7 protein-coding genes are annotated in these 13,878 nt (G+C 52.2%); 5 read left to right on the forward strand and 2 right to left on the reverse strand.

The genetic code is table 11. The annotated features are described in order from the left end of the window. Positions 1-16 precede the first annotated feature (16 nt). From PAT9B_RS27125 to PAT9B_RS27140, 4 genes are all read left to right on the forward strand, one after another. Positions 17-2,587, forward strand: coding sequence for a TonB-dependent siderophore receptor (locus PAT9B_RS27125; RefSeq protein ID WP_013512481.1), 2,571 nt, complete (start codon positions 17-19; stop codon positions 2,585-2,587). Between the two features lie 78 nt (positions 2,588-2,665). Then, positions 2,666-5,437 carry a M16 family metallopeptidase gene (locus PAT9B_RS27130; RefSeq protein WP_013512482.1) on the forward strand — a complete coding sequence of 924 codons (2,772 nt, stop codon included), beginning with the start codon at positions 2,666-2,668 and terminating at the stop codon, positions 5,435-5,437. Beyond that, positions 5,437-7,107, forward strand: a complete 1,671-nt coding sequence (locus PAT9B_RS27135) for an ABC transporter ATP-binding protein/permease (protein WP_013512483.1) — start codon at positions 5,437-5,439, stop codon at positions 7,105-7,107. Before PAT9B_RS27130 ends, PAT9B_RS27135 begins: the two co-directional genes overlap by 1 nt. A 373-nt stretch (positions 7,108-7,480) precedes the next feature. Continuing rightward, complete coding sequence (locus PAT9B_RS27140; protein ID WP_013512484.1) at positions 7,481-7,690, forward strand: YdgH/BhsA/McbA-like domain containing protein; 210 nt, start codon at positions 7,481-7,483, stop codon at positions 7,688-7,690. A 127-nt stretch (positions 7,691-7,817) separates the two neighbouring features. Here PAT9B_RS27140 and PAT9B_RS27145 read toward each other — a convergent pair whose 3' ends face one another. Beyond that, positions 7,818-8,591, reverse strand: coding sequence for a helix-turn-helix domain-containing protein (locus tag PAT9B_RS27145; RefSeq protein WP_013512485.1), 774 nt, complete (start codon positions 8,589-8,591; stop codon positions 7,818-7,820). Positions 8,592-8,726: 135 nt separating this feature from the next. Between PAT9B_RS27145 and PAT9B_RS27150 the strand changes: the two genes are divergently transcribed. Further along, positions 8,727-9,959 (forward strand): MFS transporter, encoded by a 1,233-nt coding sequence (locus tag PAT9B_RS27150; RefSeq protein ID WP_013512486.1) that lies wholly within the window; start codon positions 8,727-8,729, stop codon positions 9,957-9,959. A gap of 180 nt (positions 9,960-10,139) precedes the next feature. On the opposite strand, the gene PAT9B_RS27155 is transcribed toward PAT9B_RS27150, so the two are convergent. After that, complete coding sequence (locus tag PAT9B_RS27155; RefSeq protein WP_013512487.1) at positions 10,140-13,352, reverse strand: autotransporter domain-containing protein; 3,213 nt, start codon at positions 13,350-13,352, stop codon at positions 10,140-10,142. Positions 13,353-13,878: the final 526 nt, after the last annotated feature.

Raw genomic sequence — 13,878 nt, forward strand, 5'->3', positions numbered from 1 at the left:
CACTTCTGGGAAAATCATGAAAATAGCAGGTTGTATTATTATACCGCTTAGCATGTTTGCTATGCCATCGGTAGCGGAAACGCATGCCGCAATTCAGGACGTAAATACCACCACCGAAGAATCTGGCACTGAACAGCCGGAGGATTCCGGTGATACCATTATTGTTCGCTCTGCGCCAACCAGCCAGACCATGGGCACGCAGGTGATTAACGCCGAACAAATCGCGCGTTATCCGACCGGTAATGGCACCATTACCGAATTGCTGAAACACAATCCAAATGTGCGTTTTGCAAACAATACCGACTCCAGCAATAACCCGGGTGAGATTGCGCCGGAGAATGTCTCGTTTCACGGTGAGAAGTTTTATAACAACAACTTTATGATTGACGGTCTGTCGAACAATAATACTGTCAATCCGGGCAGTAATAATGGTGATTTGACCGCTGATCCCGATGGTTACAGCCCGACAGACCTCCCCGCAGGGGGTACGCAGTCGTTCTGGATAAACTCTGAACTGCTTGACAAGCTAGAAGTTTTTGACAGCAATGTCTCTGCAAAATATGGTGATTTCACTGGTGGCGTAGTTGATGCACGTCTGAAAGACCCCTCCCTTGATCGTGCTTCCGGCAGAGTTTCATGGCGTACTACGCGTGACAGCTGGACGAAATATCATATTGATGAATCAAAGCGTGAAAGTTTTGAAGAGGCGACTGACCTGTCAAATCAACCAAGATTCACTAAAAATTTCTACTCGGTCAGTGTTAACCAACCTTTAAATGACAGTGCGGGTCTCATCTTCTCGTATAACAGGCAGGAATCGAAGATCCCTTTTTATAACCCCAATATGAATATGTGGACCAATCAGGAACGCATTGCCGAAACTTATTTATTGAAGGGAACATGGTTTGCGGAAAATGGGGATATTTTCCGACTGACCGGTATGTACGCGCCACATGAATCGACTTATTACAAAAAGGAGATGATGAATGGCGGTTTTACCAATAAGGGTGGCGGCTATAGGGCAAATATTGAATGGGAACATTTCGCTCCTTGGGGCAAAGTGACCAGCCTTGCAGGCTATCAATACGAGCAAAACAAGATCGAGCATGCAGCAGATTCTTACCAGTTATGGTATCGCTACAATACGAGTCGGAACTTCACGTCGGATGCAATCACCTGGGGAAGCACCGCTGCTGGCTCTAATGCGCAGTACGGTTACATCGGCGGATACGGTACGTTTGGTACCGACAAGTCCACCACCACATTAAAGCAGGACGCAGAATTTAATCCTTTCTCTGCATGGGGCATCACCCATCAACTGGACGCGGGCTGGCAGACAGACTTTTATCAGGCGCGGTATCGCCGATTCAGTGATGTTTCCACCAGTACCGGCACCCCGACCATTGACACCAGCGTTGTTTGTACATCTGGAGATGTCTACTGCATTGACGGTGAGCAGTATATTAAAAACCGCAGGGTGTATCCGGCACGCAGTGTTGAGGGTAACTACACCAATTACGCCCTCTACCTCCAGGACAGCATGCTTTATAAGCGTCTTGAAATCACGCCGGGAGTTCGTCTCCAGTACGATGATTTTATGAAGAACCTGACGTTAGCTCCCCGTTTTGCTACATCGCTGGATGTCTTCGGTGACCGTTCAACACGTCTGTTTGGCGGTGCCAACCGCTACTACGGGCAGAACCTGCTGGCCTACAAATTGCGTTCGGGGATTAGCGAGTACATTGCTCAGACACGTACCAGCGCGAACAGTGCCTGGGTCGGAGATACGTCCAAATACAATTCATACGATTACGATATCTCCGATTTGAAAACCCCTTACAGCGATGAACTGTCTCTGGGGCTGTCCCAGCGAGTGATGGACACCGTCTGGACCCTCAAATGGGTTAACCGTAAAGGCCGCGACCAGTTCGGCCGGGACAGCTACACCGACTCAAGTGGGCAGAAATATTACATCCTGAACAATAACGCGAAAACGGAAGGGAATACCTGGTCGCTGACAGCGCAACCTATCAGCCCGTATCACTTTAGTGTGGCAGATATCAGTTGGGAACTGGGGGCCAGCATCGTCAGGAATAAGTCCAGCTCACAGACGTATTACGATCAGTCGGACAGTGATGACAATATGGTCATCATTGATGGGAAGTTGATGGAAAAAGGAGACATGAAGGCGCTCGATTACAACACGCCTTGGACCGCCTTTATCAATGTGAATACCTTCTTCCCGGCGATCAATCTGAACTGGAGCCAAAACATCGGTTACACCGCGGGGTACACCGGTTATACCACCTCGTCTATTGCCTGCCCTTCGGGTAACAGTGCCTGCGGCAGTTATGAAGGCAATGCCAGCCTGTACCAGAAAACCAAATATGACGACTACTTCACCTATGACTGGCGCTTCGCCTGGTCGCAGCCCACTTTCCAGAATCAATCTGTAGAGCTGACGCTGGACGTGTTGAATGTGTTTGATACCGCTATCGAAGCCAGTCAGACCACCGGCAGCTCTGCCAAAACCGTGACCTACAAAACCGGACGGCAGTTCTGGTTTGGTGTCGCTTATAACTGGTAACCCTCCACGTTGCCTCCGGCGGAATGCCGGAGGATTTGTGCTGCGCGCTTGCAGCACCCGATCTTATAAGGAAGAAACATGTGTAAACGCAGACGTTTTGCCGGGGTTACACTCTTGCTGCTGGCCTTATCTCAGCCAGCATTGGGTGAAGAAGTGAAAACAACGCTGCCGGTTGTAACAGAAGGCGTATTGGCTAATGGGCTTCAATACACCCTGGCACCGATCAAATCCGATGCCGGACGCATTGATGTCCGACTGAGCGTGGAGGCCGGATCGCTTGATGAAACCAACGATCAGTCAGGTGTGGCGCATATGGTTGAGCATATGGTGTTTCGCGCCAGCGACGCCTGGCCGGAGGGGGTGTCGACGGCGCTTGCGCAGCAGGGGTGGTCGCGCGGTGCAAATTATAATGCGGTAACCAATTACGAACGCACCCAGTTCATGATGAGCCCGCCTGATGGGGTAAAAGGGTTAGGTTTAGCCTTACAGGCACTGGCGCAGATGACGGCGCATGCACGTATTACTCAACCTGATCTGGATGATGAACGCAAAGTCATCCTCGAAGAGTGGCGGGGAAAGCTGGGTGTTGCAGCCCGGATGAACCAGCAGCGCATTGCGGCCCTGCGTGAGGGTTCCCGCTATCCTGACCGACCGACCATCGGGCAAGTTGCATCCATTGAGCATACCCCGGCAACCACGCTGCAAGCGTTTTATCAGCGCTGGTATCACCCGGCCAATATGCGTCTCCTGATCATCGGTGATTTCGAGCCAGAGAAAGTGAAAGCGCTGATTACCCAAAATTTTGCCGGATTACCAGCCATCACTGTTCCGTTGCGGCAGGACAGCGATTACAACCAGCAACTGAAAAAGCAGCTGCGGGTGATCCATCTGCAGGATTCGGAAAGCGGCGGCAGTCAGGTTTCGTGGGTAAACCGCTTTGATGAAAAACAGATGCAGGGCACCGCAGGTTATCGGGATCGGTTGATCAACCAAATCACCCTCAGCGTGCTTACCCGTCAGCTCAAACGTCAGCAAAATGCCCTGCCAGACTCGATTGGCAACATCGTCGCGCGGAAATCTGAAACCGGCCGCTCTACCGTGGCGTTTGGACTGTTTGTTGATGTGATGCCGGGTGACTATAAGTTGGGCCTGGAAACGCTGATCCGTGAGCGCGAACGGCTGATACGTTTTGGTCTGGATGCAGACGAAGTTGCAGATGTGAAAAGTGATTTATTGGATGCGGCAACGCGTTTGGCGGGCAAACCGGAAAACCGGACGTTCACTGACTGGGTCCAGACGCTGGCGATTGCCTGGCAGCAACAACAGCCATACGTCGACTCTCAGCAGCGTGGTGTCCGTGCGCTGGCTGAGCTCAAGACCATCACCAGCGCGGATATTAACGCACGTCTGAAAAAGTGGTTACAGGCACCGGATCAAGTGGTGCAGTTCAGCGTTCCCGGACGGGTTGTCTACAGTGTGCCATTGCCTTCCGAGATTCAGCGGATGGTCACGCAAATTTCCACTGAGTCATTAACGCCTACAGTGATGGTAAAGACATCTGCTTTGGCACCCTTGCCGGATCACGATACTTCGGGTAAACGCACCTCCGTGAAAAATTACCCGGCAGAATCAGTGCAGGAGTGGCAGCTCAGTAACGGCGATCGTGTGGTCTGGATGAAAACAGCACCGGCAAAAGGCCGTCTGTGGTTCGAAGCGCAGAGTAATGCTGGCTATCTTGGTTATGGGCTGAGTGCCTGGCAGGCGCAATTAGCGACTCAATTGTTGAGGTATGGTGCCCCGACGGGTTGGAACGAAGATGACTATCGACGCTGGAAGCAGGACAAGGATCTTTCGCTGAGTGTCAGTCAGCAGGAGTACAACCTGGAGATCCTCGGAAATGCGCCTGCCAGTGAGCTCAATACACTCCTGCATGCTTATCAATTGCTGCACACTGATAATCATATCGATCCTGCTTCAATCAAAAACAGCATCCTGACGTTTGCTCGCCAACAGGTCATGCAGGACAGCTCTCTTTCTTCTCAACGTCAGAAAGAAGTGACCAATCTGCGTTACGGCAGAGCGTCGTTCGCGATGCCGGATGAAGCCCAGCTTTCGACTCTCAGCGCTGCAACGCTGGCTGAACAGTGGAAAAAAATCAGCGCTGCGCCTGTGACCTTCTTTGTGATGGCCGACCTGCCTGAAAATACGCTCCGGGAGGCGGTTGAACGCTATCTGGCAGGTATTAAACGTGGCGTTCCCTTACCCGCCGCACCGTATGTCGCGTTGCCTGGGCATCGTGAAAAAGTCAGTCAGCTAAACAGTGAACCGAAAGCTGATGTGACGTTATGGAGCTACAGCGATGAAGTCTGGTCGCCGGAACGCGCAGTACAGGTCAGCATCGCCGAAAATCTGGTTACCCGGCATCTTAAAAAGGTACTGCGCGATGACGCCCGGGGTATCTATAACCTGAGATTTAGCACGGTGCTTAATGACAGAACTAACAGGATTGAAACCGAACTACGGTTCAGCACCTCTCCTGAGCGTGCCAGGGAGTTGGCGTTACTCGCCCGGCAGGCATTTGAACATGCTCAGAGCCAGATCAATGATCGCACCGTGAAAGAGATGAAAGCTTCATTCCGACGTTCACAAGCCTTATGGCAAACCTACGACTTTATGACTCAGCGCCGGCTGATACTCAGCTACCGCCATTTCAATAATCCAGGTTATCTCTCCCGCGTTTCATCACTGGATAACGCCATTACCACTGACGGCGTTCGTGCGATGGCATCGCGTATCTACAACCCGAAAAATCTGGTGATTTACACGGTTCTGCCGCAAGAGAAGAAATAATGAATAAGAAACTGGCCACGGTGTGGCAACTGAGCCGGGCGTTCTGGGGCGGCAAGCAGAGCTGGAGTGCGTGGTTAATTCTGGCGGTGATCCTGGGTCTGGGGGGATCGATCGTCTGGCTGAACGTATTGATCAACGACTGGAGCAAATCCTTCTATGACGCGTTAGGAGAGTTTAATGGCTCAAAGGTCTACAGCCTGGTGAAGGAGTATTGTGTCTTCATCCTGATCTATATCGGCGTGTTCGTTTATCAGGACTGGTTTACCCGGCTGCTGATTATTCGCTGGCGTAAATCGCTGACGGCTCAGCTGGTGGACAGCTGGCTGGCGAAACAGGCTTACTATCATCTGTCCCTCACCGGAAAGGTTGATAACCCGGATCAGCGTATTGCCGAAGACATCAACTTCTTTGTCGATAAGACTATCAGCCTGCTGGTGTCGTTCCTGATCACCAGCGCTCAGTTGTTCTCGTTTGTCTGGATTCTGTGGAAGCTGTCGGGCGTTCAGACCTTCACCCTGTTTGGACAGGAGTGGGTGATTAAAGGCTACCTGGTCTGGGTCGCGGTGCTTTACACCCTGGTGGGCAGTCTGGTGACGCACCTGATAGGTAAGAAGTTGCATGGGCTAAACTATCAGAAACAACGGGCCGAAGCTGACTTCCGCGCAGCCTTGTTACGTAAGCACGATAACGCTGAGCAGATCGCGCTGTATCAGGGGGAATCCTGGGAGAAACAGCATCTGAATCGTGCCTTTAGCGCTATCGCACAAAACTGGCGCGCATTGATGAACGGCGAACGTAACCTGGGCTTCTTCACTACCGGTTACACCCGGATCAGCCTGATTGTACCGGTGTTTGCTGCGCTGCCATTGTTTATGGCGAAAACGATCACCCTCGGTGGTCTGATGCAGGTGCGTTCTGCCTTTGGTCAGGTTCATGGCGCTTTGAGCTGGTTTATTCGTGTTTACAAAGCGCTGGTGGAGCTGTCGGCCAGTATCTCGCGTCTGGAGCAGTTCTGCCAGGCGATCGCGGCATGTCAGAACGGCAAGAATGCCAATCCGGCTGGCGAAATCGTCGAGGTTGATAAACTGACGGTAACCACTCCGCAAGGGAAGGCGTTGCTGTCAGATATGCAATTCCGTTTTCCCGTCGGAAGCTGGAGCAAACTTTCTGGTCGCAGCGGTATCGGCAAATCAACCTTGCTGAGAACGCTGGTCGGTGTCTGGCCCTGGTTTGAAGGCCATTGGCAGAGCCAGCAGGGCAAAAGCCTTTTGCTTCCCCAGAGGGCTTATATCGGACAGGGTACATTGCGTGAGGTGCTGTGCTATCCGCAGCAGCCTGACCCTGATTCGGAGAAACTGGCCCGCTATCTGGCAGATACTGGCCTTGGGGAGTGGAGTGGGGCGCTTGATAAGCAACTTAACTGGGAACAGGTTTTGTCAGGCGGTCAGAAACAGAGGCTGGCATTTGCCCGGGCATTGCGACTGAAACCAGACGTACTGTGGCTGGATGAAGCGACCAGCAGCCTGGATGCTCAGTCGGCGCGTGAGATGTTGCTACTGCTGAAAACCCGGCTGCCAGATTGTACAGTCATTGCAATAACACACCAGACCGATATCGACGGACACTTTGGTCAGCATCTCAATCTTGATAGCGTAGCGGCAGGGAAATAGCACTGCGTCACCGCCAGGTGGAGTGGATTAAAACATGCTCCGCCTGGTTCGCTACCAGAAATACCAGCGCCATTCAGCAGCCTTATACGGTGGTTATACGTTTTTACTGGGTTATTCAAAAGGGTCAGGCTGCGTTAAGCCTGTGAGTTATTGAAGCAGAGTCGTGTTTGTCAGCGAAAAGATGGCACGCCATACTCAGTGCCCTCTTTGAAAGGGAACTTATGTTGTCACTGTTCACAGCTTAACATTTATTCAGTTTTTTTGAACTCTATCAGCAAAACCCTCAGCTTTTCCTCAGCGCTCGACAGGTCTATTCTCTCTCACATCGAGGCACAACGCCTCACCGACTAAACAAACTTCTGAGGAAATGACCATGAAATCTATCAAAACTTTCGTTGCAGTTGCGGCCCTGTCACTGGTTTCTTTCGGCAGCTTTGCGCAGAGCATAACCGCTTCCGCTTCAACCCTGGACGGCGCAGAAGCCAAAATCGCCGCGCAGGCAGCCCAGCAGGGTGCACAGTACAAAATCACCGAAGCGAACACCAATAACCGTGTTCACATGACCGCAGAACTGTACAAATAACGGATGGTCGTACAGGGAAGTGCCGGAAAAGGTCGCCGCAAGGCGGCCTTTTTCGTATTCACAGCGACTGTCTACGGGAACAGGAACACTCCACTGCCATTTTCGAGCATTAATCGCTTATGGATTTTCAGGTCAAAAAGTCACGTGGTGTCGAGCCCAGTATCGAACGAAAAGCCGCAGTAAAAGCAGCCGGACATGAAAAGCCGAGTTGGTAGGCAACCTGTTTAATGGGAATACCAGCGGAAAGCAAATCCAGGGATACACAGATCCGTGCCCGCTGTTTCCAGGTTCTGAAGCTGAAGCCAGTATCCTGGATAAACAGTCGAGAGAAGGTACGCTCCGACATGGCTGCAATGTCCGCGAGGTCGCTCATTGAGGCTGCCCAATGATGATGAATAAGTAACTCTGAGGCGGCATGCGACAGACGCTCGTCCTGCGGCATCGGAAGCTCGGCTGCGAGATGGTCTGTTTCACTCAGGATCTCCATTAACAATAGAGCCATCGCCCTCTGACTCGTGCTCCGATATTCGGGACTGAACAATCCGGCGATAAGCTCTTTCACCAGTGGTGTCGCCGTGATGACATGCACATCGTTGCTCTTGATAAAACTTGTGCATGCTTCAATAAGATTGCGGCTGAAGTAAAGCGTGCGAAGTTCAGTATGCGAAAGCAAGCTGTAACTGTGCTCCTGAAGTGGTGGGAGCCAGAGGGCACGCTGAGGAGGGATTACCCATCGCTTCTCTTCCGTTTCAACCAACATAACACCCCGGGTCGCAAACAGGAGCTGCCCCTCGATATGATAATGCGGGGGATCCACCTCTCCTCGTTTATAACTTTTGGCGAGTGTTGACCAGCCTATCGCTTCATCATGTCTTGGCGCTTTAGCTACATTGTTTGGCATTTCAGATTACAACCCTGCATTTATGATTATCCTGCTCACGATGTCCAGATCGGTTGAACACCGATATTACGGACAACTTAAGCAACGAACGCAACCTCCAAATTGATTCATCTTCATCTGCAAAGAGATAAAAATATGGCTTCGCTTTCTACTGACTCCGATAATTCTTCAGCGATAACGCCCGTCAAAACGTCAGAGCCAGTCCAGGGGTTTTTAATCACTATTGTGGGAGCAACAGCCCTCGCACATGGCTGTAATGACATGATCCAGGCTGTACTGCCCTCGATCTATCCCATGCTAAAAGCGAGTTTCACGCTCACTTATGCGCAGATCGGACTGATATCGTTGGTGTATCAGATTACGGCTTCTTTGCTGCAACCCTGGATAGGACTCTACACCGACAAACATCCCCAACCATTTCTGTTGCCGGCGGGAATGGGGGTCACTCTGTTGGGGATTGGGTTACTCGCTATTGCCAGTAATTTCATGATGATTTTGACTGCCGCCGCGTTAGTTGGGGTCGGGTCCTCCATCTTCCATCCTGAAGCATCCCGCATTGCTCGTATGGCTTCAGGTGGGCGATTTGGAACCGCTCAGTCTGCTTTCCAGGTCGGTGGGAACGCGGGATCTGCATTCGGACCATTACTGGCGGCATTGTTGATAATCCCTCACGGCCAGTTGTCCGTGGCCTGGCTGATGCTTTGCGCGCTGGTTGCCATTGTTATTCTGACGAAACTCAGTCAGTGGTCAGCCCGTCATGGTCATGCGCATATGAAACGGCATGGTAGTGCCGCACTGCAAAAACTGCCAAAAGTGAAAGTGTTACAGGCCCTGGTAGTCGTCAGTATTCTGATGTTCGCTAAATTTACCTACATCGCTTCACTGAGCAACTATTTCACATTTTATCTTGTCCATCGTTTTAGTTTGCCTTTAGAGCAGGCCCAGATGTGCTTGTTTGCATTTCTTGCCGCCGTGGCAGTTGGAACATTCGTAGGAGGGCCGGTCGGTGACCGTATAGGCCGTAAGGCCGTTGTCTGGGTTTCATTTTTGGGGGTCATTCCGTTTTCCCTGCTTTTGCCCCACGTGGATCTTATCTGGACGATCGTCTTAACAATCCTTATTGGTCTGATTCTGTCTTCTGCTTTCTCAGCGCTTGTTGTTTACGCTCAGGAAATCGTCCCCGGCCGTGCCGGTATGGTTGCCGGAATCATGTTTGGTACGATGTTTGGTATCGGTGGACTTGCCGCAGCAGGTCTTGGAAAGTTGGCAGATATGTATGGCATTAACTGGGTATATAGCTTATGCGCCTTCCTGCCGTTGCTGGGATTCGCCACTCTCTTTATGCCGAATACAAAACAAAAGCGTTAATTCAGACCGCGCTCCTGCAAGGTATCTAAACATCATGTCGAAGCGATCGCGGTGGATTAACGGCAGCGCGTAATCTTCGGGCTTAAAGAGGTCGCCGTGAGGCGACCTCTTTCTTTTTGCCTGCACCTCTTTCGTCACCGAGCACAGGCATTCGCAGCAACGTAAATGCTATGCCTGAACCTAAAACCCGATATTCACGCGCACCATAATCATCTGTGAACGTGTTTGCTGCTCATCCAGCCCGAGCGTGCCCTGGTAGGCGATGCCTGGCGTGATATCGTGCGGCAGCAGAAAATCAAGGCCAACACCCAAAGCCAACGTCTGCGTGCTCTGTTGATAGAGCGACATGCTCCAGGTATCGTTGCCCACATCGGCATAGCCGACACGTGCTTTGCCGTTGTCATTCATCAGCTGCGAATACTCAAGGCGGCTCTGGAGTTTCACAAAGCCCCAACTGGTCGGTACGCTGTGTTCGCCGCGCAGACCGGCGGTCGTCACAACTTGAGCAAACGTTTGAGGTGCGAAAGCCAGGTTGAATAGCCCGGCATCGGATTCGGCATAGCCATCCAGCCAGGTACGGTAGTACTGAATGCGTGCGTAAGGTGAAATGAGGCTGCTGACCGTGCGGAACTCATAACCTGAGGTTAGCGAACTGAACACCTGGCGACCTGAACGGCTGCCACGTGCAAAAGCATCCGATTCACTCACATAACGTTTGCTGTCGAACTCAAGACTGCTATAGCCCAGCAGCCCATCAATGAAGAACGCATCCGGGTGCCAGCTGCCATAAAGGGCGGAGCTGATTGACCGTCCGTTTTCCCGTGAACCGGCGTCACCAACGTCACTCACGTCGCGGCCAAAACCAATCCCCATCCCCGCAGTAAATGAGGGGGTGAATCGATAATCGCTACCGGTGGTGATACCCACCAGGGTATGGCTGAAACGCACCGCATCGTCTTTATCACTGCCAAAATCGATATAACCGCCGGTCCACCAGGACAGGCGATTGTCCTCGTTGCGCGCGGTGAATGGGTTTACCGGAGATTGCGGTTGTGGGTGCTCTTCCTGATATTTACGCTGCTGCTGCCAGGCACTGGCCCACAGGTCTTTATCTGTTTCGCGTTCAGAGCGACTGGTGGGCATATTGAAATGGATGCCATTGTGACCGGAAGGGAGACTGACACCGCTGTGCAGTTGTTCCAGCCGGTCATTAAAGTTGCGTATCTGTGCTTTAGCAAAGTTCTGCGCTGCCTGTACCTGTGCGCTGATCAGACCAATCACATCGGCATCGGTAGCAGGGTTGGGTCTCGCAGCAATGGTCAGCGTCACGGTCGCTGGCTGGGTCGTTCCTGTGGAGCTGGTCAGTTCATAGCGCAGTGCAACGGTGCCGCTCGCCTGGGCTGCGGCGGTAAACAGTAACTGATACGTTGCCCCCGAAGACTGGATAGTCGCTGAACCGAGGCTGCTTTGTGGTTGATCGAGCAAACGCGCACCCGTGAAAGGCCCGCCTGTTGCACCCTCGACAAGATTTACCTTCACTGACTGCCCGGCATATAACGAGGCACTGTGATCAGCAGCCACAGGTGCCGCGGCGTTAATGGTCAGCGTATAGGCTGACTGCACGCTAGCGGCGTTTGCATCCGTTGCGATGAGGGTAAAGGGGGCCGTGCCTGCAGCGGTTGGGGTACCTTTCAGTTCGCCATTCGCAAAAGTCAGTCCCTGAGGTAATGAACCGTTTAGTTGCCAGCTGTATGGAGTGGTTCCGCCCGAAACGCTGAAGGTCTGACGGTAGGCGGTTCCCACCGTCGCTGTTGGCAATGTACCGCTGGCAGGTGACATTGTCAGGCTGGTGGCCGTCACCGTCAGCGATACCGTCGCTTCCTGGGAGGTTCCCCAGGCGTTGGTTGCACTGTAGGTAAAATTGTCGCTACCGGAATAACCACTCACCGGGGTGTAACGGATGCTGGTGCCAGAAACCAGCGCCGTACCGTGACTGGCCTGACGGACAATCTTCAGGCTGGTGACGGCACCGGCGATTGCCAGGGTGATGCTGTTGTCGTTACTGCCTGAATCCACTGTTGCCGTGACGTCGTTTGCAACCGGCGCAGTGCTGCCTGCGGTGACATTCAGCGTGTAGTTAACCGTGCTGCTGGCACTGTTACTGTCTGTTGCTGTGACCTGGATGCTGAAGCTGCCGGTCTGAGTCGGCGTGCCAGAGATAACCCCGGTACTGCTGTTCAGTGTTAATCCTGTTGGCAATCCCGTCGCGCTCCAGCTGTAGGGGGCGGTGCCGCCCGTGGCCGTTAATGTCTGAGACCATGCGCTGTCTGTTGTGGCAGCGGGAAGAGCACCGGCCGCAGGGGAGAACGTAAATGTGGGTGCCGTGACAGTCAAGTCAACGGTGGCATTCGCGGAAGTCCCCGCGCTGTTGGTCGCATTCCAGCTGAAACTGTCGCTGCCCGAATATCCTGCTGTTGGTGTGTAGGTAATGCTGGTGCCCGAAGCCGTGGCTGTGCCATGTGCGGGTGCCGAGGCGACCGAAACAGAGCTTGCCGTGCCGCCACTGGTGGAGAGGCTTATCACGTTATCTGAGCTGTTAGCCGCGACATTGGCGGTACTGTTGTTTGCCACCACAGCAGCTTCCGCGCGCGTGACATTCAGCGTATAGGATTTGGTTGTGGCGTCTTCAGCCGTAACCACGATGGCAATGGCAGTTGAGGCCCCTGCCGTCAGGCTAATTGCAGGGGAAGCTGAACCTGAAGTCACAGTGGTGCCATTCACCGTGACCGTTGCATTGGCATCGGTGGTGGTCGGGGTAACGGTGATGGTGGATACGCTGTTGGCTACCGATGCGCTATAGCTGGTGGTGCCGGCACTGAAGGAGGGAGAAAGTGTACCATCCGAAAGTGACAGGCTGCTTAATGTTGCATCGCTGGAGGGGATTGCTGCCGTACCGTTGCAGGTAACAGCAAAATTGCTTAATTGACCATATGATGAGGTCAGCCTGAGACGAACACCATCGGTTGAGAGCGTACCCACTGTATAACTCAACGTCACGGTATGCGCAGAGTTGCTGGTTGACTGTGAAGCCGAGTAGACCTGGAAAACGGTTTCCTCGTAATCAGTCAGACCAAAACCATCGAAGAATAATTCGTCGCTGTCATATGCGCTGCCGCTATCGGTGACTGAGACTGTGAGTGTATCGCCAGCATCAAACGCTGATGCAGGATAAGCATTGGTGTTGAAATTCAGTGACGTCGAACCGGAAAGCGCATTCAGAGCGATACAGCCGCTGGAAAGCGCAAAAGCAGAGGAGAGCGTGGACAGGAACAGGATGAGAAAAGCAAATACACCCCCAACCGCCCGCTGCAGTATGTAAAAGTAACGCATCATCATTTACCCTGATAGGTTAATATTTATTATATTAAATAAGATTAATCTTATTTGATGACGCTACCATGGATGAGGGTGATCTGATAGATGGGTGTGGCGCTTTTTTAGGGTTTATTTCATGGGATTGCAGAAGGTGGCATGCCTTGCTGGCAGGCATGAAATAACTGTGGTTAATTATTTTGTCTTATGTTTTTGGCCGATTATGCAGTTGTAAATTTTATCAGTTAACTTGAGTCTGGAAATCTATTGCTGCTTATCCGCTTTTAGTTGGATGTTATCACTGCTAATCAGGGTGAATGCAGTGGGTTTTTATGAACAATAAAAACCATCAACAATGGAATAAGGTTTCAATTTGGAAGGGAAATTATATTCCCCACCTTAACTGACCAATATTTATTCAATTTCGGCTCGCAGGTATGGGCGGCTCGTCAGCTCCACTCCGCACACCTGCAAAGCCGGTCATCTCCACCGAAACGCAATAACGCGTTTTGGGTCTACCGGCCAGGGCTGATAGCGCCTCATGCCT

This window comes from Pantoea sp. At-9b (assembly GCF_000175935.2).
Classification (GTDB): Bacteria; Pseudomonadota; Gammaproteobacteria; order Enterobacterales; family Enterobacteriaceae; genus Pantoea.

Bases quoted from the DNA above. Each gene is read 5' to 3' on its own strand.
- PAT9B_RS27125 (WP_013512481.1), top strand. From the start codon at position 17: ATGAAAATAGCAGGTTGTATTATTATACCGCTTAGCATGTTTGCTATG.
- PAT9B_RS27130 (WP_013512482.1), top strand. From the start codon at position 2,666: ATGTGTAAACGCAGACGTTTTGCCGGGGTTACACTCTTGCTGCTGGCC.
- PAT9B_RS27135 (WP_013512483.1), top strand. From the start codon at position 5,437: ATGAATAAGAAACTGGCCACGGTGTGGCAACTGAGCCGGGCGTTCTGG.
- PAT9B_RS27140 (WP_013512484.1), top strand. From the start codon at position 7,481: ATGAAATCTATCAAAACTTTCGTTGCAGTTGCGGCCCTGTCACTGGTT.
- PAT9B_RS27145 (WP_013512485.1), bottom strand. From the start codon at position 8,591: ATGCCAAACAATGTAGCTAAAGCGCCAAGACATGATGAAGCGATAGGC.
- PAT9B_RS27150 (WP_013512486.1), top strand. From the start codon at position 8,727: ATGGCTTCGCTTTCTACTGACTCCGATAATTCTTCAGCGATAACGCCC.
- PAT9B_RS27155 (WP_013512487.1), bottom strand. From the start codon at position 13,352: ATGATGCGTTACTTTTACATACTGCAGCGGGCGGTTGGGGGTGTATTT.